The sequence below is a fragment of the Pseudomonas sp. LH1G9 genome (genome assembly GCF_002949975.1).
Lineage (GTDB): Bacteria > Pseudomonadota > Gammaproteobacteria > Pseudomonadales > Pseudomonadaceae > Aquipseudomonas > Aquipseudomonas veronii.
In genome coordinates this window covers 5,692,154-5,717,449 of record NZ_CP026880.1, presented here as the reverse complement: position 1 = coordinate 5,717,449, position 25,296 = coordinate 5,692,154, and the positions used below count along the sequence as shown (strand labels likewise).

The following is a 25,296-nucleotide window of genomic DNA, read 5'->3' as shown; positions in this document are numbered from 1 at the left end:
ATGAACCCAAGCCTGACTGATTCACCCGCGCTGTCGCGGCGCGGCGTCCTGAAAATCGGCCTGTGCGCCAGCGCCTTCCTGGCCACCGCCGGGCTGGGCGCGAGCCTCAGCGGTTGCTCCAGCAGCACTCCGGCCAGCGGCTTTGCCCTGTTGCGCAGCAGCGACTTGCCGTTTCTGCGCGCGGCGATCCCGGTGCTGCTGGAAGGCGTGGCCAGCGCCCAGGAAGTCGCCAGCGGGATTGAAGACACCCTGAAAAAACTCGACTACAGCCTGCAGCACCTGTCGCCGGAGATGTTCAAGCTGACCCAGCAATTGTTCGACGTGCTGGGCATGGGCATCACCCGCGGCCCACTGACCGGGATCTGGGGCAGTTGGGAAAACGCCAGTGGCGAACAGATCCGCAACTTCCTGCACCGCTGGGAAAACAGCTACCTGAACCTGCTGCGCATGGGCCAGGGTTCGTTGCTCAAGCTGGTGATCATGGCCTGGTACTTCCGGCCGGCGTCGTGGGCCCATTGCGGCTACCCCGGGCCGCCGAAGATCTGATTCGCATCCCCCCAATAAAAACAAGAGACGACCCCGATGCCTGTACCCGATCTGTTCCGCGACGGCCTGGCCCGCGGCTGGAAAACCCACAATGGCGCCGCCCTCGACCGCGACCTGACGCTGGAAGCCGACGTAGCGATCATCGGCAGCGGTGCCGGCGGCGGCACCTCTGCCGAAATCCTCAGCGCCGCCGGCTACAAAGTGCTGCTGATCGAAGAAGGCCCGCTCAAGACCAGCAGCGATTTCAAGCTGCTCGAAGACGAGGCCTACGCCAGCCTGTATCAAGAAGGCATCGGCCGCATGAGCAAGGACGGCGCCATCACCATCTTGCAAGGCCGGGCCGTGGGCGGCACCACGCTGATCAACTGGACCTCCAGCTTCCGCACCCCGGACGCCACCCTCAGCCACTGGGCCAGCGAATATGCGGTCAAGGGCCACAGCAGCGCGGACATGGCGCCATGGTTCGAAAAAATGGAACAGCGCCTGGGCATCGCTCCCTGGGCCATGCCGCCCAACGCCAACAACGACGTGATCCGCAAAGGCTGCGAACAGTTGGGCTACAGCTGGCATGTGATCCCGCGCAACGTGCGCGGCTGCTTCAACCTGGGTTATTGCGGCATGGGTTGCCCGGTCAACGCCAAGCAGTCGATGCTGGTGACCACCATCCCCTCCACCCTGGAGAAAGGCGGCGAGCTGCTGTACCTGGCCCGCGCCGAACGCCTGGTCTACAGCGGCGACCGCATCAATAGCCTGGAATGCGTGGCCATGGACGAACGCTGCGTGGCGCCGACTGGACGCAAGATCACGGTCAAGGCCAGGCATTACGTGCTGGCCGGCGGCGGCATCAACAGCCCGGCGCTGCTGATGCGTTCGGCCGCCCCCGACCCGCATTCGCGGCTGGGCAAGCGCACCTTTTTGCATTTGGTGAACTTCTCCGCGGCGCTGTTCGACGAGGTGATCAACCCGTTCTATGGCGCGCCGCAGTCGATCTATTCCGATCACTTCCAGTGGCTGGACGGCACCACCGGCAGAATGTCGTACAAGCTCGAAGCGCCGCCGCTGCACCCGGCGCTGGCCAGTACGCTGCTCGGCGGCTACGGCACCCAGAACGCCCTGGACATGAGCCAATTGCCACATACCCACGCAATGCTCGCCCTGCTGCGCGACGGCTTCCACCCCGACAGCCCCGGCGGCAGCGTGGAACTGCGCGGCGACGGCACACCGGTGCTCGATTACCAGGTTTCGCCTTACGCCTGGGACGGCCTGCGCCGCGCGTTCCACAGCATGGCCGAGATCCAGTTCGCGGCGGGCGCCAAGTCGGTCAAGCCGCTGCATCACGATGCGCGCTACGTGAAGACCCTGGCCGAAGCACGCAGCCTGATCGACGGCCTCAACCTGGAATTGCACCGCACCTGCCTGGGCAGCGCCCACGTGATGGGCGGCTGCGCCATGGGCGAAGAGCCGAAAAATGCGGTGGCCGACAGCCTCGGTCGCCATCACCAGTTGCACAACCTGTCGATCCACGATGGTTCGCTGTTCCCCACCAGCATTGGCGCCAACCCGCAGTTGTCGGTGTACGGATTGACCGCGCAACTGGCGAGCGCATTGGCCGAACGTCTGAAAACGGCATGAAAAAACAGGGTATTTCGCGGGTCTATCTGCATAAGTCGACTTGGCCGACCGGGACGGCTGCGATACCATCCGGTTCCCCAACGGACTCCGCCAGGACGACGCGATGAACCGAGTGTTGTACCCAGGTACCTTCGACCCGATTACCAAAGGCCATGGCGATCTGGTCGAACGCGCCTCGCGCTTGTTCGACCATGTGATCATCGCGGTCGCTGCCAGCCCCAAGAAAAACCCGCTGTTTCCCCTGGAACAGCGCGTGGAGCTGGCGCGCGAGGTCACCAAGCACCTGCCCAACGTCGAAGTGGTGGGTTTCTCGACGCTGCTGGCACATTTCGCCAAAGAGCAGAACGCCAATGTGTTCCTGCGCGGCCTGCGCGCGGTATCGGACTTCGAATACGAATTCCAGTTGGCCAACATGAACCGCCAACTGGCGCCGGACGTGGAAAGCCTGTTCCTCACGCCGTCGGAGCGTTATTCGTTCATTTCCTCGACGCTGGTCCGTGAAATCGCGGCCCTGGGCGGGGATATCACCAAGTTCGTGCATCCGGCCGTGGCTGATGCGCTGACCCTGCGCTTCAAGAAGTAAGACCGCTCACTCGGCGCCCGCTCGCACTGCGGGCGCCAATGCGGCACAATTGCGCGCATTAGTTTTCCAGATGCCTTGGCTGACTGCCCTGGCAGGAGTTTCCATGTCCTTGATCATCACCGACGATTGCATCAACTGCGACGTCTGCGAACCCGAGTGCCCGAACGCCGCGATTTCCCAAGGCGAAGAGATCTACGTGATCGACCCCAACCTCTGCACCCAGTGCGTCGGCCACTACGACGAACCGCAGTGCCAGCAGGTGTGCCCGGTGGATTGCATTCCACTGGATGAAGCCCATCCGGAGACTGAAGCGCAGTTGATGGAGAAATACCGGAAGATTACCGGTAAGGCTTGAGCCTGGTGGCGTCTGTGAAGGCCTCATCGGGGGCAAGCCCCCATCCCACATTTGAATGTATTCACACATCAAAATGTGGGAGGGGGCTTGCCCCCGATGGCGATATCAGCCTTCACACAACAGTCAGCTCTGGCACTTAGGGCAAAACACACTCGCCCGCTGCCCCAGCACCACATTGCGCAACTCGCTCCCGCAGACCTTGCACGCCTCGCCACCCCGGCCGTAGACAAACAACTCCTGCTGGAAATACCCCGGCTGCCCATCGCCGCCGATAAAGTCGCGCAAGGTGGTGCCGCCGCGCTCGATGGCGGCCGCCAGAATGCGCTTGATCTCGATCGCCAGCTTCAGATAGCGCCCGCGTGAAATGCCACCGGCCTCGCGGCGCGGATCGATCCCCGCCGCGAACAGCGCTTCGGTCGCATAGATATTGCCCACGCCCACCACCACCGCGTTGTCCATGATGAACGGTTTGACCGCCATCGAACGCCCACGGGACAGTTTGAACAGGCGCTCGCCATCAAACAGGTCGGTCAACGGCTCCGGCCCCAGGCGGATCAGCAGTTCGTGGTTATGCGGGTCCTGGCTCCAGAGCATCGCACCAAAACGCCGAGGGTCGGTGTAGCGCAGGGCCAGGCCCGACTCCAGCTCGATGTCCACATGCTCATGCTTGGCCGCCGGCAGGCCGACTTCCACCAGGCGCAGGTTGCCCGACATGCCCAGGTGGCTGATCAGGGTGCCCACTTCAGCGTTGATCAACAGGTACTTGGCCCGCCGCTCCACCAGCACGATGCGCTGCCCGGACAGGCGTACATCGAGGTCTTCCGGGATCGGCCAGCGCAGGCGTCGCTCGCGCACCACGACGCGGCTGACCCGCTGGCCTTCCAGGTGCGGCGCAATCCCGCGCCGAGTGGTTTCGACTTCTGGTAACTCGGGCATGTGTGCCTCGTGAGGTAAGGGTCAGTGCGCGCCCAGTTCGCGGATCGACAACTTCATGCTTTCGAAGTCGTAGTCCGACAGGCCCACGTAGTCCAGCACCAGATGGCCAATCGCGTCCCACTCATAGTCGACCGGCTGGTTGCCCAACACCCGGTACGACGAGCAGATGTGCTCGGCCATTTTCAGGATCGCCAGCAGGTTCTTGAGCTGCGGATTGCGCGGCGACTCATCGCTGAAGATCGCCAGGGCGTTGTGATGGTTGGCAATGGCGTCGGTCACATGCTCCGGCAGGCGCCAGGACTTGGCGGTGTAATAGCCGACCACCGCATGGTTGGTGTTGAACGCATTGTTTTCGGTGTCGACCACTCGGCAGTCGGCACCGGCATTGGCGTAGGACTCTTCGAGCACCGCCATGTAATTGGGGAAGCGCTTGAGCATCAGCGGTACGCCGCAATCGTGGAACAGCCCCAGGGCATAGGCTTCGTCCACCGCCTGGGCGCCGGTGCGCTTGGCCAGGGTGAGGCAGGTCATGGCCACGTCCTGGGCGGTGTCCCAGAAACGGTTGAGGGTGACGATGGTGTCGTCGCTCATCTCGCCCTTGATCGACAGGGCGTTGATCAGGTTGATGATCGAACGGCTGCCCAGCAGGTTAACGGCGCGCTGGATCGAGGCGATCTTGTTGCTCAGGCCGTAATACGACGAGTTGACGATCTTCAGCAGCGCGCCGGACAGGCCCGGGTCCTGGGAAATCAACCGCGCGATCACTTCCAGGTCCGGGTCGGGCATGTACTGTTCCATCTGCAAATCCACCATGATTTGCGGCTGAGGCGGCACACTGATGCCTTGCAGGGCCTGCTGGATCTGTTCGGCGGAAAGCTCTTGGGACATAAGTACACACTCTGGGCGAGAGGGGGATTCTAACCCCGATGGGAAGCTGACCGACACCTCAAAAAACCAAATGGCACTCCTATCAAATGGACGCCACAGCACGCGCCCCCCCTGCAACCCATCAGGCCAAGCCACGAAATGTAATGCAACACGGTATACTCCCGCTCTTTTTTCCGGAGCGACGTCATGTCCCTGCCAAGCCTGCGTCTCAAAGCCAACGCCGATCGTCGTTTGCGCAACGGCCACCTGTGGGTCTACAGCAACGAAATCGACGTGGCCGCCACCCCACTTCACGGCTTCCAGGCGGGCGACCAGGCCATCCTCGAAGCGGCCGGCGGCAAGACCCTGGGCATCGTGGCCATGAGCCCGAACAACCTGATCTGCGCGCGCCTGCTGTCGCGTGACATCAAGTTGCCTTTGGACAAGTCGCTGCTGGTACACCGCCTGAACGTCGCCCTGTCCCTGCGCGACCGCCTGTTCGACAAGCCGTTCTACCGCCTGGTCTACGGCGATTCCGACCTGCTGCCGGGCCTGGTGGTCGACCGTTTCGGCGACATCCTGGTGGTACAGATCGCCTCGGCGACCATGGAAGCGCATAAAGAAGACGTGATCGCCGCCTTGACCCAAGTGCTCAAGCCGAGCGGCATCCTGTTCAAGAACGACTCCGCCGCGCGCGACGCCGAAGGCCTCAACCGTTACGTTGAAACCGTGTTTGGCCTGGTGCCGGAGTGGGTCGCGCTGGAAGAAAACGGCGTGCAATTCGAAGCCCCGGTGATCCAGGGCCAGAAAACCGGCTGGTTCTATGACCACCGCATGAACCGCGCACGCCTGGCCCCGTATGCCAAAGGCAAGCGCGTCCTCGATCTGTACAGCTACATCGGCGGCTGGGGCGTGCAAGCCGCGGCCTTCGGTGCCACTGAAGTGTTCTGCGTCGACGCCTCGGCCTTCGCCCTCGACGGCGTCGAGCGCAACGCCGCGCTGAACGGCGTCGCCGAGAAAATGACCTGCATCGAAGGCGACGTCTTCGAAGCCCTCAAAGAGCTGAAAGCCAGCGAAGAACGCTTCGACGTGATCGTCGCCGACCCACCGGCCTTCATCAAACGCAAAAAAGACATGAAAAACGGCGAAGGCGCCTACCGCCGCCTCAACGAGCAAGCCATGCGCCTGCTCAGCAAGGACGGCATCCTGGTCAGCGCCTCGTGTTCGATGCACCTGCCGGAAGACGACCTGCAGAACATCCTGCTGACCAGCGCCCGCCACTTGGACCGTAACATCCAGATGCTCGAACGCGGCGGCCAGGGTCCGGATCATCCGGTACACCCGGCGATTGTTGAGACGCGCTACATCAAGAGCATCACCTGCCGGTTGCTGCCAAATAGCTAAAGACCAAAACCGTCCCCCTGTAGGAGCGAGCTTGCTCGCGAAAAACGCATAGACGGCGCGGGCTACCTGATAGCGCTGCGTCATCGTTGACGTGCTTCGCGAGCAAGCTCGCTCCTACAAGGGGGAAGAGGTCACAACCAGATGGCGTCCCATAGCGGGTACTGGCCGATATGCTCGACCAGCCCTGCACGCAAGGGATTGGCCACGATATAGCGGGCCATTGCTTTCAAATCTTCCTCCCGACGCAGTGCGCGGTCGAAGTAGCCTTTTTGCCATAGGGTCCCGAACGAACACCTGGCCTGGTTGATGGCACGGGCACTTCGCGACTTGGTGATTCGCATCAGCCTTGGCAAGTCACCGTTATGCAACTCGACCAGCCAATGGAAATGGTCAGGCATGACCACCCAGGCCAGCGAAGTCGCCTCACCCTCGTCCTGAGCCTGCCTGAACTCACTGACAAGCAGGCGGCCGATGCGCCAGTCCTGAAAGACCGATTGCCGTTGATGGGTAACCGCAGTGATCAGGTAAATCCGGCCCGACTCCGAACAGCGCCCGATGCGCAGCCGATGTGCACGTTGCTGGGTGGACATTCCTTCGTCCTCTTCTGTGAGTGGAAGAGAAACGGTAGGCGCAGCGACGTCAACCGGCCTCTAAACAGTGGTTCTGAATATGTCCCCCCTGTAGGAGCGAGCTTGCTCGCGAAAAGCGTCAACGATAACGCCGTACTATCAGGAGGCCCGTGTCGCCTGTTCGTTTTTCGCGAGCAAGCTCGCTCCTACATCAGATTGGTTGATCCGGGCGTGCGTCGCCACGGCGCTTTTCGCCATTCCCTCCAGCCGCCAGCGGTGTAGAATCGGCCTATTCATCGCCAGTCATCCCCCGGCGGGTTTATGAGCTCGAGGCCAAAACGCACGGCGATCCCGTAACGTTTGCGGCAACGTCCGGACACCACGGCCATTTTTCGGGTGTTCCAGACGTCCATAGAAGCTCACTCCCCTTAGCACCTGATTAGTTTTGATTAGCCGCCCGGAGGGCTCAAATGCCAGATTACCGCTCGAAAACATCCACCCATGGCCGCAACATGGCCGGCGCCCGCGCACTGTGGCGTGCCACGGGGATGAAAGATGACGACTTCAAGAAGCCGATCATCGCGATTGCCAACTCGTTCACCCAGTTCGTCCCCGGCCACGTCCACCTCAAGGACCTGGGCCAACTGGTCGCCCGCGAGATCGAACGCGCCGGCGGTGTCGCCAAAGAATTCAACACCATCGCCGTGGACGACGGCATCGCCATGGGCCATGACGGCATGCTGTATTCCCTGCCGAGCCGCGAGATCATCGCCGACTCCGTGGAGTACATGGTCAACGCCCACTGCGCCGACGCCATCGTGTGCATCTCGAACTGCGACAAGATCACCCCCGGCATGCTGATGGCCGCCCTGCGCCTGAACGTCCCGGTGATCTTCGTCTCCGGCGGCCCGATGGAAGCCGGCAAGACCAAACTTGCCTCCCACGGCCTCGACCTGGTCGATGCCATGGTCATCGCCGCCGATTCCAACGCTTCTGACGAGAAGGTCGCGGAATACGAGCGCAGCGCCTGCCCGACCTGCGGTTCATGCTCCGGCATGTTCACCGCCAACTCGATGAACTGCCTGGTGGAAGCCCTGGGCCTGGCCTTGCCGGGCAACGGTTCGACACTGGCCACCCACAGCGACCGCGAGCAACTGTTCCTGCAGGCCGGCCGCACCATCGTCGAGCTGTGCAAGCGCTACTACGGCGAGAACGATGAGTCGGTGTTGCCGCGCAACATCGCCAACTTCAAGGCGTTCGAAAACGCCATGACCCTGGACATCGCCATGGGCGGTTCCACCAACACCATCCTGCACTTGCTGGCCGCAGCCCAGGAAGCCGAGATCGATTTCGACCTGCGCGACATCGACCGTCTGTCCCGCCACGTGCCGCAACTGTGCAAAGTCGCGCCGAACATCCAGAAGTACCACATGGAAGACGTCCACCGCGCCGGCGGGATCTTCTCGATCTTAGGTTCCCTGGCCCGTGGCGGCCTGCTGCACACCGACCTGCCGACCGTACACAGCAAGTCCCTCGCCGAAGGCATCGCCAAGTGGGACATCACCCAGACTGACGACGAAGCCGTACACACCTTCTTCAAGGCCGGCCCGGCGGGCATCCCGACCCAGACCGCGTTCAGCCAGTCGACCCGTTGGGACACCCTCGACGTCGACCGTGAAAACGGCTGCATCCGCAGTGTCGAGCACGCCTATTCGAAAGAAGGCGGCCTGGCCGTGCTGTACGGCAACATCGCCCTCGACGGCTGCGTGGTGAAAACCGCCGGTGTGGACGAGTCGATCCATGTCTTCGAAGGTCGCGCCAAGATCTACGAAAGCCAGGACAGCTCGGTACGCGGCATCCTCGCCGACGAAGTCAAAGAAGGCGACATCGTGATCATCCGCTACGAAGGCCCGAAAGGCGGCCCGGGTATGCAGGAGATGCTCTACCCAACGTCGTACCTGAAATCCAAAGGCCTGGGCAAAGCCTGCGCGCTGTTGACCGACGGCCGTTTCTCCGGCGGCACCTCGGGCCTGTCCATCGGCCACGCTTCACCTGAAGCCGCTGCCGGCGGCGCGATTGGCCTGGTACAGGACGGCGACAAGGTACTGATCGACATTCCGAACCGCTCGATCAACCTGTTGATCAGCGACGAAGAACTGGCCGCGCGCCGGGTCGAGCAGGACAAGAAGGGCTGGAAGCCGGTGGAGAAGCGTCCGCGCAAGGTGACTACTGCGTTGAAGGCTTATGCGTTGCTGGCGACCAGTGCCGACAAGGGTGCGGTGCGTAACAAGGCGATGCTCGACGGTCTGTAAGGCCCGCCCATGAAAATGCCCCGCCAGGTGCGGGGCATTTTTTTTGCTGGGAGAAAACCTCAATAACCATGAGGATCAAATGTGGGAGGGGGCTTGCCCCCCGATGGCAGAGTGTCAGTCGATACATCCACAGCTGACCCACCGCTATCGGGGGCAAGCCCCCTCCCACAGCTTGACCGTGTGAACCCAATCAAGTGTGGGAGGGGGCTTGCCCCCGATAAGCAAGCGACTCGGTCTTACTGGATCTCATCCGGCTTGACGATCACCCAGTTCTTGTCCGCCGTCACCGGCAAGCCTTCCTTGGCCTGGGCGGCCGCGTGCTTGGCCATCATGCCGTTGAGCTGGGTCATGTACTTGTCTTTGCGGTTGACCCACAGGTGAATGCCGCCCTTGGCCACGTCCACATCGTGGAACAGCATGTAGCCGTCGCTGGTCGGGGTATCGCCGCCGACGATTACCGGCTTTTTCCATTCGTCGATGTAGGTCAGGATCGCGGCGTGCTTGCCGGCCATCCAGGTCGCCGGGGTCCACAGGTAGGGGGTCAATTCCAGACCGAGGTTGGCTTTTTCGTCGTATTTGCCGGCAGTGATCTGCTTGCGTGCGGTGGTCAGTTCGCCGGTCTTGCGGTCCTTGAGCAGGGTGCTCACGCCGATGACGTTCTGCGGTTTGACGTTGTAGCCGTACTTCGGATCGGCAGCGACCATGCGTACCAGCTCTTCCGACGCGGCGGTCATCACATACACCTCGATGCCGTTTTCCATCAGCTTGTTGTACAGCTCGGCCTGGCCGGTGAAGACTTTCGGCGGCTGGACTTCGGAGTTCTTCACCGCGTCGCCTTCGAAATAGCTGACCGGCACTGGCTTGCCGGAGGCCATCAACTCATCGACCTGGACCTTGAGTTCCTTGAGGGTAAAACCTGCAAACACCTGGGCCACCCACGGGTAGCAGACCATGTCGTCCACTTCGCAGAGGCGATAGTAGTAACTGAACAGACTTTCCTTATGGTCGGCGGTGTCTTTGAAGGGCATAAGCTTGAGCGATGGGTCGAGGCTGTCGCGGGTGATCAGGCCCTTGTTTTCCATGTAGGGCAGCAGGGACTCTTCGAGGTCGTAGCGGTAGCTGGTGTTGTCCATGTCGAACACCGCGAAGTTACCCTTGTTGGCGTTGGCGGCGATCATTTCGTTCAGTTGCTTGGCGGCCGGGGCCGGCCAGTGTTTCAACTCGGTGGCGGCGAACGCCTGGCCGGCAAGTGCGAGGCAGAATGCGGCGGATACCAGTAGTTTCGGCGCGAGCTTCATAGGCGTTGTCTCCCTGAGTGAAAGACATCGACGCTAACAAATCCCTGTGACAGTTTTCGCCCGGTCGCGACCGCTTGCGTTCTGATTCCGCCATTGCCATGTGCCTGAGCGCCAACTACTTATTCCAAAAACGACAGACACCATTCCATATTGGTATTAAATCAATATATATCAAGCTGTTAGGCTTCCCGGTTCGCAATCGCAGGCTCACGCGATTGGCAACACTCTCAACGGAGCTTCAATGAATCTGCCCCTGATTCTCAACTTACTGGTGTTCGTGGCCCTGTTGCTGGGCCTGGCACAAACCCGTCGAACGAACTGGAGCCTCGCCAAGAAGGTCCTGTTCGCCCTGATACTCGGCGTGGCGTTCGGTACGGCCTTGCACGCCATTTACGGCGATGGCAACCCGGTCCTCAAAGCTTCTACCGGCTGGTTCGATCTGGTCGGCAACGGTTATGTGCAGTTGCTGCAAATGATCGTGATCCCGCTGGTGTTCGCTTCGATCCTCAGCGCCGTGGCACGTCTGCACAACGCCGCGTCCCTGGGCAAGATCAGCTTCCTGACCATCGGCACCCTACTGTTCACCACCGCGATTGCGGCGCTGATCGGCATCGGCCTGACCAACCTGTTCGGCCTCACCGCCGAAGGCCTGGTGGCCGGCACCCAGGAAATGGCGCGCCTGCAAGTGATCCAGAGCGACTACGCGGGCAAGGTCGCCGACCTGAATATCCCGCAGTTGCTGTTGTCGTTCGTGCCAGCGAATCCGTTTGCCGACCTGGCCCGCGCCAAGCCGACCTCGATCATCAGCGTGGTGATCTTCGCCGCCTTCCTCGGCGTGGCCGCGCTGCAACTGCTCAAGGATGACGTGGAGAAGGGCCAGAAAGTGCTCAACGCCATCGACACCCTGCAAGCCTGGGTGATGCGCCTGGTGCGCCTGGTGATGAAACTCACGCCCTACGGCGTATTGGCGCTGATGACCAAGGTGGTCGCCGGCTCCAACCTGCAAGACATCATCAAGCTCGGCAGTTTTGTCGTGGTCTCGTACCTGGCGCTGGGGCTGATGTTCGTCGTGCATGGCCTGCTGCTGTCGCTGGCCGGGATCAACCCGCTGCGCTTCTTGCGCAAGGTCTGGCCGGTGCTGACGTTCGCCTTCACCAGCCGCTCCAGCGCGGCGGCGATCCCGCTGAGTATCGAAGCGCAGACCCGCCGCCTGGGCATCCCGCACGCCATCGCGGGTTTCGCCGCCTCGTTTGGCGCGACCATCGGCCAGAACGGTTGCGCCGGTCTCTACCCGGCAATGCTGGCGGTGATGGTCGCGCCGACGGTCGGCATCAACCCGTTGGACCCGCTGTGGATCGCGACCCTGGTGGCGATTGTGACCTTGAGTTCGGCGGGCGTTGCCGGCGTGGGCGGCGGGGCGACGTTTGCCGCGCTGATCGTACTGCCGGCGATGGGCTTGCCGGTGTCACTGGTGGCGCTGCTGATTTCCGTGGAGCCGCTGATCGACATGGGCCGTACCGCGTTGAACGTGAACGGTTCGATGACAGCCGGGGCGATTACCAGCCAGATCATGCAGCAGACCGATAAAGAACGGCTGAATGCGGATGAGCATGCGGAGTTGGCGCAGGCCTGATAGACCGCTATCGGGGGCAAGCCCCCTCCCACACTTGATCGCATTCACTCGGTCAAATGTGGGAGGGGGCTTGCCCCCGATGCTTTTAGGCTTTTTCCCAGACTTCGAAGTTGTAAGCCGGCTTGTCACCTTCGGCTGGGTTCTGCAGATTGGAAACCAACTTCCACTGGTTCTCATCAAACGCCGGAAACCACGCATCCCCTTCCGGGCTCAGCGCCACCCGCGTCAGGTACAGGCGATCGGCCTGTTCCAGCCCCTGTGCATAAAGCTGCGCGCCGCCGATCAACATCAGCTCATCCACGCCCTGCTCCAGCGCCCACGCCTGCGCGCGTTCCACCGCCGCTTCAAGCGACGGAAAAACTTCCGCACCTTCCAGCGCCAGGTCGGTCTGACGACTGACCACAATGTTCAAGCGCCCCGGCAGCGGTCGGCCCAGGGAATCCCAGGTCTTGCGCCCCATGATGATCGGCTTGCCCAGGGTGGTGGCCTTGAAATATTTGAAATCCCCCGGCAAATGCCAGGGCATGCTGTTGTCGACGCCGATCACACGGTTTTCACCGAGGGCTGCGATCAGGCTTAGAGGGAGAGTTTTTTTCATGGCGACGAGAATACCAGAGCCACGCGAAGCGTACCCCAACCGGCTGCACAGCGGTTATGCTCCAGGCTCACTGACACAACAGGACGGCGCGTGACTGCACTGACCCCTCTGCAAACACTCTGGCTGACGGAAACCGTGCGCCTGCGCGAAGAACACGCCGGCCCGCTGGAAGATCAGCAAGCCAATCGCCTGGCCCGCACGGCCGGTGGCGACCTGTCGACGCGCATTCAACAGCGCGCCCTGCACCTGGCCGAGCGCGATGGGCTGACAACCGCCCTCATCCGCTGGCTGCAAGGCGCGCGTTTGGCCCTGATACTGCTGGCGATAGTCGCGGTGATCAGTGGTGCAGGCCTGGCCTTTGCTGCGCTGGGTAACGGCTTGACCCCGGTGAATGTGTTCTGGGCGCTGGGCAGCCTGCTCGGCTTGAACCTGATCCTGCTGATCAGTTGGGCATTGGGCCTGCTGTTTGCCGGAGAACACAGCGCCAGCCTCGGCCGCCTGTGGCTATGGCTCAGCGAAAAACTCGCGCGTGACGCCAAAGCCGCGCAACTGGCGCCGGCGTTGCTGCTGCTATTGCAGCGCCAGAAGCTCAATCGCTGGGCCGTCGGGGTGCTGGTCAACAGCCTGTGGTTACTCGCATTGCTCAGCGCGCTGGCGATCCTGCTGACGCTGCTCGCCACCCGGCGCTACGGTTTTGTGTGGGAAACCACCATCCTCGGCGCCGACACCTTCGTCGCCGTGACCCAAGCCCTCGGCGCCCTGCCCGCCCTGCTTGGTTTCAACGTCCCCACGGTGGAGATGATCCGCGCCAGCGGCGATTCCGCCCTGAACATCGACAGCGCCCGCCAGGCCTGGGCTGCCTGGCTGGTGGGCGTGCTGCTGATCTACGGCCTGTTGCCGCGGTTGATCCTCGCCCTGCTGTGCCTGTGGCGCTGGAAACGCGGACGCGCCGCCCTGCGCCTGGACCTCAACCTGCCCGGCTACAGCCAACTGCGCGAACGCCTGATGCCGAGCAGCGAGCGGCTTGGGGTCAACGATGCGGCACCGGAGCAGTTGCACGCGGTCAGCGGCGGAGTCAGCGAACTGCACAGTGACGGCGCGCTGGTGGTCGCCATCGAACTCGACGACCAGCACCCGTGGCCGCCGAAGCTGCCGGGCAACGTGCAGAACGCCGGCATCCTCGACAGCCGCGAATCACGCCACAAACTGCTGGAACAACTGACCCGCTTCCCGCCCGCGCGCCTGGCCATCGCCTGCGACCCGCGCCGCTCGCCCGACCGGGGCAGCCTGGCGCTGATCGCCGAACTGGCGCGCAGCGCCAGCGCCACCCGCGTGTGGCTGCTGCAAGCGCCACCCGGCCAGGCGCTGGACGCCGAGCGCCTGGGCGATTGGCACGCGGCGCTGCAACAACTGGAACTGCCCTTCGCCGATTGCGCGCCGTTGAACTGGCTGGAGAGCGGCCATGACTAAACCCCTGAAACTCGCCGTGGTCGGCCACACCAATGTCGGCAAGACCTCGCTGCTGCGTACCCTGACCCGCGATGTCGGTTTCGGCGAAGTCTCCCATCGCCCCAGCACCACGCGGCATGTCGAAGGCGCACGCTTGTCGGTCGAGGGCGAAGCCCTGCTGGAACTCTACGACACCCCCGGCCTGGAAGACGCCATCGCCCTGCTCGACTATCTGGAGCGCCTCGATCGCCCCGGCGAACGCCTCGACGGCCCGGCACGCCTGGCGCGTTTCCTGGAAGGCAGCGAAGCCCGCCAGCGTTTCGAACAGGAAGCCAAGGTGCTGCGCCAACTGCTGGCCTCCGACGCCGGCCTGTATGTGATCGACGCCCGCGAGCCGGTGCTGGCCAAGTACCGCGACGAACTGCAAGTGCTGGCCAGTTGCGGCAAACCGTTATTGCCCGTGCTCAACTTCGTCAGCAGCAACGATCATCGCGAACCGGACTGGCGCGAAGCCCTGGCCCGCCTCGGCCTGCACGCACTGGTGCGGTTCGACAGCGTCGCGCCGCCGGAAGACGGCGAACGCCGCCTGTATGAAAGCCTCGCCCTGCTACTGGAAAACGCCCGGCCCCAACTGGAACGGCTGATCCTCGACCAGCACGCCCAACGCCAGGCCCGCCAGCAAAGCGCCGCGCGGCTGATCGCCGAACTGCTGATCGACTGCGCCGCGTGCCGGCGCAGCGTGGTCACTGAAGAGGAACCGCAAGCCATCGGCGATTTGCGCAAGGCCGTGCGCCAGCGCGAGCAGCGTTGCGTGGAAGCCTTGCTCAAGCTGTTCGGCTTCCGCCCGCAGGACGCCGCCGCCAGCGACTTGCCGCTGCTCGACGGGCGCTGGGGCGATGACCTGTTCAACCCGGAAACCCTCAAGCAACTCGGCGTGCGCGTCGGCGGCGGGATTGCCGCCGGCGCGGCCGCCGGTGCCGGGGTCGACCTGCTGGTGGGTGGGTTGACCCTTGGCGCCGCCGCGCTGGCGGGCGCCATTGCCGGTGGCGCGCTGCAAACCGCGCGCAGCTATGGCGGGCGCCTCCTGGGCAAGATCAAGGGCCAGCGCGAGCTGACCGTCGACGACAGCGTGCTGCGCCTGCTGGCCCTGCGCCAACGCCAATTGCTCAAGGCCCTGAACCTGCGCGGTCATGCGGCGATGCACAGCATCAAGGTCGACACGCCGCAGGACAAGACCTGGCGCGAAGGCAAACTGCCCGACGCCCTGCACAAGGCCCGCGCCCACCCGCAGTGGTCGTCCCTCAACCCCCACGCCAAATTGAGCCAGGCCGAGCGCCAGGAGCAGGTCGAAGCCCTGGCCGCCCGGCTCGATGAAGCCTGACCCCGCTTATTGACGCGCGTACCACTCAAAGCCCAGAAAGGTCGTACACAACGTGCGGATCAGCTCTTTATCGGCCTTGTCCGCAATACCGTCGCGGTCGATGTCACTGTTGGTAAACGATTCCAGCACCCCGTCGCCATCGCCGTCATAGGCGGCGGCCTTGTAGATCAGCGAGCCCTTGCACTGCGGCGCCGTGCGCTCTTGGAATTCCAGCTTGACCGCGTTGGGCGTGCCGGCCTTGGCGTAATGATCGACGTACAGCGTCAACGTGCGCTGCCAGTGGCTGCGCCGATTGAACCAGTTCAACTTCAAAAAGCAGTCGGCGAAGGTGTCCACCCGCTGTTTTTCCAGCCGACAAGGGCGGGTGACCGGGTTCAGATCGTCCGCCCATTGCAGGTCGACCCGGCCGTCCGCGCTCATGTCCACGGCGAAGATCTCGTGGATCAGTTCATCGGGGCAGCCAGCCTGCTGCTTATAGAAGTGCAGGATGACTGTGTCCGCCCGACCGTTGCCGCTCATGTCCTGGGCCGTCACTTTTAAGTAGCGCATCAGCGTTGCTCCTTGGATTGAAGAAGCAAGCCACCTTAGTGATCCGACCTCAGGGGCTCTAGGCGGCGCATCTGCGTTTGGCGTAAGGCCAATCTACGCAGCCAGTAGCCGCGCGGCCTTGGCCTTGAGTACCTGCAGATCGAGCACCGGCACCTGCGCTTGCTTGGCCTGTTCGTCCCAGTGGCGCAGACGCAGGCTGATGGCGTAGAGCGGGTCTTGCTCGAACGCCCGCGCTTCGTCAGGCGTCATTGCCCCGCCTTGATACGCCAGCGTGCGGCGGCTGGCTTCGCTCAACCGGGCGTAGTAGTCCGGCTGGCTGAAGGTCAGGTAGCGCTTGGCCTCGACGTGATATTCCACCAGCCGCGCCAGGCGCTCGCTGAAACCGACGCGGCGCAGGTAATCGGCGCCCAGCCGCTCATGGCTGACCACGCCATAGCCGCCCATGTTCGCGCCGCCCTGACCGCAGAGATGGCCGATATCGTGGAAAAACGCGGCCAGCACCACTTCATCGTCGAAGCCTTCGGCCATGGCCCACTGCGCGGCCTGGGACATGTGTTCGAGCTGCGACACCGCCTCGCCGATGTAATCCGCCGTGCCGTGTTGCTCGTACAGGCCGAAAACCTCGGCAATCACCTGCTGCGGATTCATCATGCCGCCCCCCACAGTGCGCTGATATTGCGCTCGCCCAGCGCCGGCCCCACGCTCATGCCCACGCCGGTATGCATCAACGCGGCGCTGACGCCGGGCGCCACGCGCAGGAACGAGAACGGCACCGGCCCGCGTGCGCCGTAGACGCCCTGCCAACGCTCGACCACCTGGACCTTGCAACCCAGGGTCTGCTCGGCCAGTTCGAGCATCCAGTCATCGACCTGCTCGGCGTTGAACGGCGACGCATCGCGGCCGTAGTCGTGGGAGTCGCCGATGATCAGTTCGCCATGGGGCGTCGGGCTGATCAGCAAGTGAATCCCGTGCTCATGCAGGTACGGCGCCTCGCGCAGGATCTGCGCCTGCACCGCCGCCGCTTCCGGCAGGTCGGCAAACGCGCCGTAATGCACGCAACTGAGGCCGGTGAGCAAGGCATGTTGCAGGTTCAGGTTGACCGCCGGCCGTGCGCGCAGCATTTGCAGGCGGCAGATATGCGGGTCGAGTTCGGCAATCGCTTCGGCCAGCAGGGTTTGGTAGTCGTGGCCCGAGCAGACCACGATCTGCGCGCCACGAAAACTGCCCGCCGTGCTGTGCAACTGACCCGGCTCGACGTCGCGCACCAGGGTCGAAAAGTGAAACTCCACCTGCAGTTCCTCGCGCAGGTAATCGATCAGCGCCGGGATCGCCTCGCGCGAATACAGTTGCTGATCGTCCTTGCCGTGCAACGCTGCGCGGTGATGACGGAATTGGCCGCCGTACAGATCTCGCAACGCTGCGCCCTGCAGCAGTTCGACGTTATAGCCATACGCCTGGGCGCGGCCGGCGCAGAAGGCTTCCAGCAGGTGTTCTTCGGCTTCGCTGCGGGCGAACAGATACGAGCCGTTGCGCTTGAGCTGCAAGCCGGCCAGCCGCGCCCATTCGCCCCAGATATCGCGGCTTTGCCGCGCCAGGTCGAGCATCGGGCCTGGCGGTTGGCCGGTGACCAGGGCCTGGCCGAAGTTGCGCACCGAGGCGCCCAACGGCGTGGCGCTGCGCTCGAACACCTTGACCTTGAGCCCGCGCTTGGCTGCCGCGTAGGCGTGGGACAGGCCGAGGATGCCGGCGCCGATGATCAGCAGGTCGCTGTGGTGTGTCATTTAGTGATGTCCTGTTTTCAAGACCGCTATCGGGGGCAAGCCCCCTCCCACACTTGACCGAGTTCCAACATGAGAATGCGGTCAACATGTGGGAGGGGGCTTGCCCCCGAAGAGGCCATCAGCCCAAACGGAGTATTTACTGACCCGCTACCTTCTCCGACTTACCGTCATAGCGCTTGCGCCATTCAGTCAGAATGCTGTCGCGGTTTTTCGAGGCCCAGGTGAAGTCGTTCTTGATCAGCCGCTGCTCGTAGTCCGCCGGCAATTCGGTCTGCGGCTTGGCGATGCCCGGCTGGGCGAGCACGGCGAAGTTGTCCTTGTACAGGTCCATCGCCGCGGTGCTGGCGGAGAAGTCGGCGAGTTTCTTCGCCGCGTCGGCGTGGGCGCTGCCTTTGATCACCGCCGTCGCTTCGATGTCCCAGCCCAGGCCTTCTTTCGGCAGGATGATGTCCAGCGGCGCGCCCTGGCGCTTCAGCTGCACGGCCGGGTATTCGAAGGAAATACCGATCGGGAATTCACCCGAAGCTGCCAGCTTGCACGGCTTGGAACCGGAGTGGACGTACTGGCCGATGTTCTGGTGCAGGTCGTCCATGTACTGCCAGCCCTGCTTCTCGCCGAAGGTCTGCAGCCAGGCGCTCACATCCAGGAAACCGGTGCCCGAGGACGCCGGGTTGGGCATCACGATCTTGCCCTTGTACTCAGGCTTGGTCAGGTCTTGCCAGCTCACCGGTTTGCTCAGGCCCTGCTTCTCGGCTTCGACGGTGTTGAAGCAGATCGTCGCGGCCCAGACGTCCATGCCGACCCACGCAGGCGGGTTGGCGGCGTCACGGTAGTGTTTGCCGATCTTGTCCAGGCCCTTGGGCGCGTAACTTTCGAGCATGCCTTGCTGGTCGAGGATCGCCAGGCTCGACGCGGCCAGGCCCCAGACCACATCGGCTTGCGGGCGGTCTTTTTCCGCGAGCAGCTTGGCGGTGATGATGCCGGTGGAGTCACGCACCCATTTGATTTCGATGTCGGGGTTGGCCTGCTCGAAGGCCTGTTTATAGGTCTTCAATTGCTCGGCTTCGAGGGCCGTGTACACGGTCAATTCAGTCTTGGCGAAGGCATTCAGGCTGAATGCAGTGAGTACGGCAGCGACCAACGAGAGGGGCTTGAACATGGCATACCTCCTTCAGGGTTATTGGCCCGGCGCGGTCTGGCGCCAGGCTTGGGAGCGGCGCAACGCGCCACGTGAGGCCCACGCCAGCAACAGCGAGACGCTGGCCGAAGTGAACAGGATCAAAGTGGACATGGCCGCCGCGCCGCCCACATTGCCGGCGTCGTCCATGTTCAACACGGCGACGGCGGCGAGGATGGTGTCGGGGCTGTAGAGGAAGATCGCCGCCGAGACAGTGGTCATCGCCGACACAAACAGGTAGCGCACAATGTCCAGCAGCGCCGGCAGGCAGATCGGCACGGTGACGCGCAGGTAGTGGCGGTACAGCGGCGCCTTGAGCGACAACGCGGCGGCTTCGAACTCGGCGTCCAACTGGCGCAGCGCGGTGGTGGCGGTCATCTGCGCGGTGGTCAAATAATGAGCGATGGTACACACCACCAGCAGCGTCATGGTGCCGTAGAACACATGCAGCGGGTTGCCGCTGAGGTTGAAGAAGAAGACGTAGCCCAGGCCCAGCACCAGGCCCGGCACGGCCATCGGCACGAAGCTGAGCATGCGCAGCGCCAGGTTGAGGCCCTTCTGGCCCTGGGTTTTTTCCATCAGGTAGGCGCCGGTGAAGATCAGCACGCTGCCGATCAACGCCGTACACAGCGCCAGGGTCAGGCTGTTGCGGTACGCCAGCCAGCCGCCGCCGGCTGTGTCTTCGAACTGGTAGTGGTTGAGCGACAGCGACAGGTTGTAGGGCCAGAACTTCACCAGCGACGAGTACACCGCCATGCCGAACACCAGCAGCAACACCGCGCAGATCAGCAGCACGATGGCCAGGTAACACGCATCGCGCCGCCGCGACGGGGCCGGCTGGAACACCTGGGCACGGCCGCCCATGGCATCGCCCTGGCGCCGACGCAGCCAGGTATCGACGCCAAAGCTGAACAGCGCCGGCAGCAGCAACACCATGCCGATCAACGCCCCGCGCCCGAACTGTTGCTGGCCGACCACGGCCTTGTAGGCTTCCAGCGCCAGCACCTGATAATCGCCGCCGACCACCACCGGTACGCCAAAGTCGGTGATGGTCAGGGTGAACACCAGGCAAAACGCGGCGAACACTGCCTGGCGCGTGGCTGGCCAAGTGATGCTGCGAAATGCCCGGGCCGGGCTGGCGCCCATGCTCGAGGCGGCATCGAACAAGCGCGCATCCGCCAGGGAAAGCGCCGACAACAGGATCATCAAGGCGTGTGGGAAGGTGTAGATCACCTCACCGAGGACAATGCCCCAGAAGCCGTAGATATTCTCCGACAACAAACCGCGCAGCAGGCCCTGGTTGCCGAACAGATAGACCAACGCGATCCCCGGCAGCATCGACGGTGCCATCAAGGGCAGCAGCGACAGCCCGCGCCAGAGCGCCTTGGCCGGGATCAGTGTGCGTTGCAGCGCATAGGCAAACAGATACGCCAGCGGTACGACAATGACCGCCACGCTGAGGGAGACTTTCAGGCTATTCCCAAGCAGCCAGTGGAAGTTGGCGCTGCTGACCAGTTCCCGCGCCGCCACCAGCCCGCCGCCCTGCCCGGCTTCGCTGCTGAAGCCGCGCCAGAAGATCGCCAACAGTGGCAACAACACCGCGATGCCCAGCAGGCACAGCCATAGCCATTTGCCGCCCAGCACGAAAAGGCGGTCGCCCAACTCGGCGCGGGACACCCGGCGTGCAATGGGCAGCGTCATCAGCGCACCCATGTCAGGCAAACACCTGCAGGCTGCGCGGCGGCAACGCGACCCAGATGTCCTGGGCCCCCAGGCGCGGCATGGCTTCCGGAGCCAGTTCGGCCAGCAGCGGATGACCGGGCAGTTGCGCCAGTTCAAAGCTCATGCGGCAACGGTTGCCGAGGAAGGTGATCTCGCGGACCTTGGCCGCAAACAGGTTCTCTTCATGCACCAGCGGGTTGACGCTGATCGCCTCCGGGCGGCAGAACAGGCGCCCGGAGGTGGCCGCGCCAGCATCATCGGCGAGGCGCATGTGCATCCCGCCGACCTGCGCATGGCTCGCGCTGCTGCGGCTGAACGGCAGCCAATTGCCCTGGCCGACGAACTCCGCCACGAATGGTGTGGCCGGGCGGTCGTAGATCTCTTGGGGCGTGGCGTATTGCTCGACCTTACCGTTGTTCATCACGGCAATGCGGTCGGCCATCAACATGGCTTCGTCCTGATTGTGGGTGACCATCAGCGTGGTGACGCCCAGGCGCCGTTGCAGTTGGCGCAGTTCGGTACACAGGTGCTCACGGACGCGGGCGTCGAGGGCCGACATCGGCTCATCGAGCAGCAACAGCGAGGGTGCCGGTGCCAAGGCGCGGGCCAGGGCGACCCGTTGTTGCTGGCCGCCGGAGAGTTGGCCGGGGTATTTCTTTTCGCTGCCGAGCAGGCCGACCAGTTCGAGCATCTGACCGACACGCTTGCGCACTTCATCGCGACCGCTGCCGGTGAGGCCGTAGCCGATATTCGCTTCAACGCTGAGGTTGGGGAACAACGCGTAGGACTGGAACAAAATGCCGTAGTCCCGCGCCTGCGGCGGCAGCAGGGAAACATCCCGCTCCCCCAGGTAAAGCTCCCCACAGTCCTGGCGCTCGAGGCCGGCGATGCAGCGCAGCAGCGTGGTCTTGCCGCAACCGGACGGGCCCAGCAGGCACACCAGCTCGCCGGCGGCGACGTCCAGGGACACGTTGTCCAGCGCGGTAAAGGCGCCGAAGCGTTTCTGGATACCGCGCACCTTCATTGGCGCGCCGGGTTGGGTCAGGGCTGTGTTCATGGAGGCACCTCATCAAACGGATGAGGGCCATGCTAGGCAGGCAATGCGTCCCTGATGTGGCAGAAAGGCAAAACGTGGCGATAGTGGTATTGGTGGATTTGGGTAGGGTTTATCCAGAAGGGGTGGCCTTGAGGGCGCTATCGGGGGCAAGCCCCCTCCCACATTTTGACCGCATTCTCATGTTGGAACTCGGTCAAGTGTGGGAGGGGGCTTGCCCCCGATAGCGCCCTCAAGACCACCACCACCTGTCAAAGCGGCGACATTTCCTGCGCCAACCCGAGAAAAGCAGCTGGCAGGCGAGCGCCTTTTCTTTCCTTGAGGCAGTAGAGGTACTCAGCGATCTGCGGCGCGTTCTCGATGGTCAGCACTCGCAGTTGCGGGTCGTGGGGCACTTCCTGGCGGGCGATGATGCTGATGCCGATATTGCGCAGCACCGCTTCACGAATCGACTCGCGGCTGCCGATTTCCAGCAGCGGCCCGTAACTCACGCCGGCGCCCTGCAGCAGCTGTTCCGTCAGGCGTCGCGTGGTGGAGCCGGCTTCACGCATCAACAGCGTATGCCCGGCCAGCGCGGTCAACGGCACATGATCGAGCGTCGCCAACGGGTGGTTGCGATGCACCGCCAGCACCAGCGGATCGGTGCCCAGCACACGGCGAATCAGGCGCGGGTCTTCCAGCAGTTGCGAGGACGCGGCGACGTCGACGCGGTAATCATCCAGGGCTTCGAGCACCTGTTGGGAGTTGCCGATTTCCACCGACACTTCCACCTGGGGCAAACGCTCGCGGAAGGCTTTGACCAGGTCGAGGATGTAATACGGCGCCGTCGCGGCAATCCGCAATGCGCCCTGGACCTGGCCACTGTTACGCAGGAAAAACTCGATATCCGCTTCCTGTTGCAACAGCGTCTTGACCATCGGCAGCAGGCGCGCGCCTTCGTCGCTGACCGTCAGGCGGCGGCCCCCGCGATAGAACAGCTCGACGCCGTACTGGCTTTCCAGGTTGCGGATCTGCGTGGTGACGGTGGGCTGGCTCAGGCCGAGTTTTTTCGCCGCCTGGGTAATGCTGCCCAGGCGGGCGACCATAAAAAACGCCTTCAACTCGGCACTCAGCACACCACCCTCACATCATTTATTTGCGCAGCAGGCGCAGGCCATTGAACACCACCAGCAGGCTTACGCCCATGTCGGCAAACACCGCCATCCACATGGTGGCCATGCCCAGGAAGGTGACCGCAAGGAAGACCGCCTTGATCACCAGCGCCAGGGCGATGTTCTGCTTGAGGATACTCGAGGTTTGCCGCGACAACCGAATGAAAGCCGGAATCTTGCGCAAATCATCGTCCATCAAGGCCACGTCGGCAGTTTCGATGGCAGTGTCGGTGCCTGCCGCGGCCATGGCAAAACCGATCTCGGCGCGGGCCAACGCCGGGGCGTCGTTGATGCCGTCGCCAACCATGCCCACGCGCCGGCCTTGGCCGTAAAGGGCTTCGATGGCTAGCAGTTTGTCGGTGGGCAACAGGTCGCCCTGGGCCTGGTCGATGCCGACCTGGGCTGCAATCGCCTGGGCCGTGTGGGTGTTATCGCCGGTGAGCATCAGGGTTTTGATGCCCAGCTCGTGCAACTGCTGGATCGCTTCGCGGCTGCTGTCCTTGACCGTGTCGGCCACGGCGAACAGCGCCAGCGGGCCGGATTTGTCGAGCAGCAGCACCACGGATTTGCCTTGTTTCTCCAGGGCGAAGAGTTTGTCTTCCAGCGCGGGCGAGCACAGGCCGAGTTCTTCCACCAGGCGGTGGTTGCCCAGGTGGTAGGTTGCGCCGTTGATATCACCGCGCACACCGCGACCGGTCAGGGCAGTGAAGTTATCCACAGCATGGCGCGGCAGGTTTTTATCCACAGCCGCGTTGGCGATGGCCAGCGATACCGGGTGGTCGGAACGCCCGGCGAGGGCAGCGGCCAACGCCGGCGCACTGTCTTCGACATTCGGGAACAGGGCCAGGTAGTCGGTTTGCACCGGTTTGCCGTGGGTGATGGTGCCGGTCTTGTCGAGGGCCAGGTAGTCGAGCTTGTAACCGCCCTCCAGGTACACGCCGCCCTTGATCAGGATGCCTTTGCGCGCCGCTGCGGCCAGGCCACTGACGATGGTCACCGGGGTGGAGATCACCAAGGCGCACGGGCATGCGACCACCAACAGCACCAGGGCGCGGTAGATCCAGTCGAACCAGACGCCGGCCATGAACAGCGGCGGGATCAGCGCCACGCCCAGGGCAAACAGGAATACCGCCGGGGTGTAGATCTTCGCGAAACGGTCGACAAAACGCTGGGTCGGCGCGCGGGCGCCCTGAGCCTGTTCCACGGCGTGGATGATCCGCGCCAGGGTCGAGTTGCTGGCGGCCGCCGTGACTGCGTATTCCAGGGAACCGGCCTGGTTGATGGTGCCGGCGAAGACTTTATCGCCCACGGTTTTTTCAATCGGCAGGCTTTCGCCGGTGATCGGCGCCTGGTCGATGGTCGACTGGCCGGCGGTGACTTCGCCGTCCAGGCCGATGCGCTCGCCGGGGCGAACCCGCACGATGGCGCCCAATTCCACACTGTTCACTTCCCGTTCGGCCCAACTGCCGTCGGCCTGGCGCACTGTGGCCCGTTCCGGGGTCATCTGCATCAAGCCGCTGATGGCATTGCGCGCGCGGTCGAGGGACTTGGCTTCGATCAATTCGGCCACGGTGAACAGGAACATCACCATCGCCGCTTCCGGCCATTGGCCGATCAGGATCGCGCCGGTCACGGCGATGCTCATCAGCGCGTTGATGTTCAGGTTGAGGTTTTTCAGGGCGATCCAGCCCTTTTTATAGGTGGTCAGGCCGCCGCTGAGGATCGAGACCAGTGCCACCAGGGCGATCACCCAGGTCGGGGCCGCGTTGGTGAAGTGGATCACTTCGGCCGCCAGGGCGCCGACGCCGGACAACGCCAACGGCCACCAGTGTTTCTTCGCCGGCGGTGCGGCAGCCGGGGTGCCCTCTTCGATCGGATCGGCCTGCATGCCCAGGGACTTGATGGCGTCGATGATCGGCGCGGTGCTCGGCAGGTCATGGGTGACGCCGAGGATGCGGTTGATCAGGTTGAATTCCAGCTGCTGCACACCGGCAAGCTTGCCCAGTTTGTTCTGGATCAGGGTCTGCTCGGTGGGGCAGTCCATGGCTTCGATGCGGAAGGTGCTCAGGCGCGAATCGGCGCTGGGCGCGGCGCTCAGTTGCACCAACGCCGGGGCTGGCGTGCCGGAGCAGCAGGAACCGGCGTGGCCGTGGTCATGCACCGGCGTCAGTTTTTTCGGCGCATGAGCGTGGTCATGCGCGTGATCGTGCGTGTGCGGGGTGTGATGGGAGTCGCTCATCTGGTCGCGTCCGTAAGGTGCCTGTTGCCAAGTAAAGACCCTGTAGCCACTATAGGGTCA

At 63.4% G+C, this 25,296-nt stretch carries 22 protein-coding genes; 9 read left to right on the top strand and 13 right to left on the bottom strand.

The genetic code is table 11. The annotated features are described in order from the left end of the window. From C5F70_RS26410 to C5F70_RS26395, 4 genes are all read left to right on the top strand, one after another. Complete coding sequence (locus tag C5F70_RS26410) at nucleotides 1-546, top strand: twin-arginine translocation pathway signal protein (RefSeq protein ID WP_104904294.1); 546 nt, start codon at nucleotides 1-3, stop codon at nucleotides 544-546. A 36-nt stretch (nucleotides 547-582) separates the two neighbouring features. Then, nucleotides 583-2,178 carry a GMC family oxidoreductase gene (locus C5F70_RS26405; protein ID WP_104904293.1) on the top strand — a complete coding sequence of 532 codons (1,596 nt, stop codon included), beginning with the start codon at nucleotides 583-585 and terminating at the stop codon, nucleotides 2,176-2,178. Between the two features lie 103 nt (nucleotides 2,179-2,281). Then, complete coding sequence (gene coaD, locus C5F70_RS26400) at nucleotides 2,282-2,761, top strand: pantetheine-phosphate adenylyltransferase (RefSeq protein WP_003176711.1); 480 nt, start codon at nucleotides 2,282-2,284, stop codon at nucleotides 2,759-2,761. Nucleotides 2,762-2,864: 103 nt separating this feature from the next. Further along, nucleotides 2,865-3,116: a YfhL family 4Fe-4S dicluster ferredoxin gene (locus C5F70_RS26395; protein WP_010564414.1), complete on the top strand. Its 252-nt coding sequence runs from the start codon at nucleotides 2,865-2,867 to the stop codon at nucleotides 3,114-3,116. Between the two features lie 123 nt (nucleotides 3,117-3,239). On the opposite strand, the gene mutM is transcribed toward C5F70_RS26395, so the two are convergent. Both mutM and C5F70_RS26385 read right to left on the bottom strand, forming a co-directional pair. Next, entirely contained in the window at nucleotides 3,240-4,052 is an 813-nt protein-coding gene (gene mutM / locus C5F70_RS26390; protein ID WP_017845033.1) for a bifunctional DNA-formamidopyrimidine glycosylase/DNA-(apurinic or apyrimidinic site) lyase, read from the bottom strand. Between the two features lie 21 nt (nucleotides 4,053-4,073). Further along, nucleotides 4,074-4,886, bottom strand: a complete 813-nt coding sequence (locus tag C5F70_RS26385) for an HDOD domain-containing protein (protein ID WP_173677813.1) — start codon at nucleotides 4,884-4,886, stop codon at nucleotides 4,074-4,076. Between the two features lie 240 nt (nucleotides 4,887-5,126). Between C5F70_RS26385 and C5F70_RS26380 the strand changes: the two genes are divergently transcribed. Next, a complete protein-coding gene (locus tag C5F70_RS26380) occupies nucleotides 5,127-6,323 on the top strand; it encodes a class I SAM-dependent rRNA methyltransferase (protein ID WP_104904292.1) in 1,197 nt (398 codons plus the stop codon). Between the two features lie 131 nt (nucleotides 6,324-6,454). Here C5F70_RS26380 and C5F70_RS26375 read toward each other — a convergent pair whose 3' ends face one another. Beyond that, nucleotides 6,455-6,913, bottom strand: a complete 459-nt coding sequence (locus C5F70_RS26375) for a transposase (RefSeq protein ID WP_017845036.1) — start codon at nucleotides 6,911-6,913, stop codon at nucleotides 6,455-6,457. 449 nt (nucleotides 6,914-7,362) lie between these two features. Between C5F70_RS26375 and ilvD the strand changes: the two genes are divergently transcribed. Then, complete coding sequence (ilvD, locus tag C5F70_RS26370) at nucleotides 7,363-9,204, top strand: dihydroxy-acid dehydratase (RefSeq protein WP_017845037.1); 1,842 nt, start codon at nucleotides 7,363-7,365, stop codon at nucleotides 9,202-9,204. A gap of 236 nt (nucleotides 9,205-9,440) precedes the next feature. Here the strand turns inward: ilvD and C5F70_RS26365 are convergent, their stop codons facing one another. Then, complete coding sequence (locus C5F70_RS26365; protein WP_017845038.1) at nucleotides 9,441-10,502, bottom strand: hypothetical protein; 1,062 nt, start codon at nucleotides 10,500-10,502, stop codon at nucleotides 9,441-9,443. A gap of 241 nt (nucleotides 10,503-10,743) precedes the next feature. On the opposite strand from C5F70_RS26365, the gene C5F70_RS26360 reads away from it, so the two are divergent. Beyond that, nucleotides 10,744-12,135, top strand: coding sequence for an L-cystine transporter (locus C5F70_RS26360; protein WP_104904291.1), 1,392 nt, complete (start codon nucleotides 10,744-10,746; stop codon nucleotides 12,133-12,135). 85 nt (nucleotides 12,136-12,220) lie between these two features. Here the strand turns inward: C5F70_RS26360 and C5F70_RS26355 are convergent, their stop codons facing one another. Beyond that, nucleotides 12,221-12,733: a dihydrofolate reductase gene (locus tag C5F70_RS26355; RefSeq protein ID WP_104904290.1), complete on the bottom strand. Its 513-nt coding sequence runs from the start codon at nucleotides 12,731-12,733 to the stop codon at nucleotides 12,221-12,223. A gap of 90 nt (nucleotides 12,734-12,823) precedes the next feature. Here C5F70_RS26355 and C5F70_RS26350 point away from each other — a divergent pair, with 90 nt between their 5' ends. Together C5F70_RS26350 and C5F70_RS26345 are read left to right on the top strand one after the other, a co-directional pair. Continuing rightward, a complete protein-coding gene (locus C5F70_RS26350) occupies nucleotides 12,824-14,203 on the top strand; it encodes a DUF2868 domain-containing protein (RefSeq protein ID WP_104904289.1) in 1,380 nt (459 codons plus the stop codon). After that, on the top strand, nucleotides 14,196-15,563 hold the full coding sequence (locus tag C5F70_RS26345; RefSeq protein ID WP_017845042.1) for a DUF3482 domain-containing protein: 1,368 nt from the start codon (nucleotides 14,196-14,198) through the stop codon (nucleotides 15,561-15,563). Before C5F70_RS26350 ends, C5F70_RS26345 begins: the two co-directional genes overlap by 8 nt. A gap of 6 nt (nucleotides 15,564-15,569) precedes the next feature. Here the strand turns inward: C5F70_RS26345 and C5F70_RS26340 are convergent, their stop codons facing one another. From C5F70_RS26340 to C5F70_RS26300, 8 genes are all read right to left on the bottom strand, one after another. After that, on the bottom strand, nucleotides 15,570-16,112 hold the full coding sequence (locus C5F70_RS26340) for a hypothetical protein (RefSeq protein ID WP_017845043.1): 543 nt from the start codon (nucleotides 16,110-16,112) through the stop codon (nucleotides 15,570-15,572). Between the two features lie 93 nt (nucleotides 16,113-16,205). Next, a complete protein-coding gene (locus C5F70_RS26335; RefSeq protein ID WP_046487897.1) occupies nucleotides 16,206-16,760 on the bottom strand; it encodes a phosphonate degradation HD-domain oxygenase in 555 nt (184 codons plus the stop codon). Next, the gene (locus C5F70_RS26330) at nucleotides 16,760-17,893 is read right to left on the bottom strand and encodes a TIGR03364 family FAD-dependent oxidoreductase (RefSeq protein WP_104904288.1); all 1,134 of its coding nucleotides are present in this window, start codon (nucleotides 17,891-17,893) and stop codon (nucleotides 16,760-16,762) included. The genes C5F70_RS26335 and C5F70_RS26330 overlap by 1 nt, the downstream gene beginning before the upstream one ends. 136 nt (nucleotides 17,894-18,029) lie before the next feature. After that, entirely contained in the window at nucleotides 18,030-19,052 is a 1,023-nt protein-coding gene (locus C5F70_RS26325) for a putative 2-aminoethylphosphonate ABC transporter substrate-binding protein (RefSeq protein WP_104904287.1), read from the bottom strand. An 18-nt stretch (nucleotides 19,053-19,070) separates the two neighbouring features. Continuing rightward, on the bottom strand, nucleotides 19,071-20,783 hold the full coding sequence (locus C5F70_RS26320) for a putative 2-aminoethylphosphonate ABC transporter permease subunit (RefSeq protein WP_104904286.1): 1,713 nt from the start codon (nucleotides 20,781-20,783) through the stop codon (nucleotides 19,071-19,073). 1 nt (nucleotide 20,784) lies between these two features. Continuing rightward, nucleotides 20,785-21,849, bottom strand: coding sequence for a putative 2-aminoethylphosphonate ABC transporter ATP-binding protein (locus tag C5F70_RS26315; RefSeq protein ID WP_104904285.1), 1,065 nt, complete (start codon nucleotides 21,847-21,849; stop codon nucleotides 20,785-20,787). A gap of 248 nt (nucleotides 21,850-22,097) precedes the next feature. After that, on the bottom strand, nucleotides 22,098-22,961 hold the full coding sequence (locus C5F70_RS26305; protein ID WP_104904283.1) for a LysR family transcriptional regulator: 864 nt from the start codon (nucleotides 22,959-22,961) through the stop codon (nucleotides 22,098-22,100). Between the two features lie 16 nt (nucleotides 22,962-22,977). Continuing rightward, entirely contained in the window at nucleotides 22,978-25,236 is a 2,259-nt protein-coding gene (locus C5F70_RS26300) for a heavy metal translocating P-type ATPase (protein WP_104904282.1), read from the bottom strand. Nucleotides 25,237-25,296: the final 60 nt, after the last annotated feature.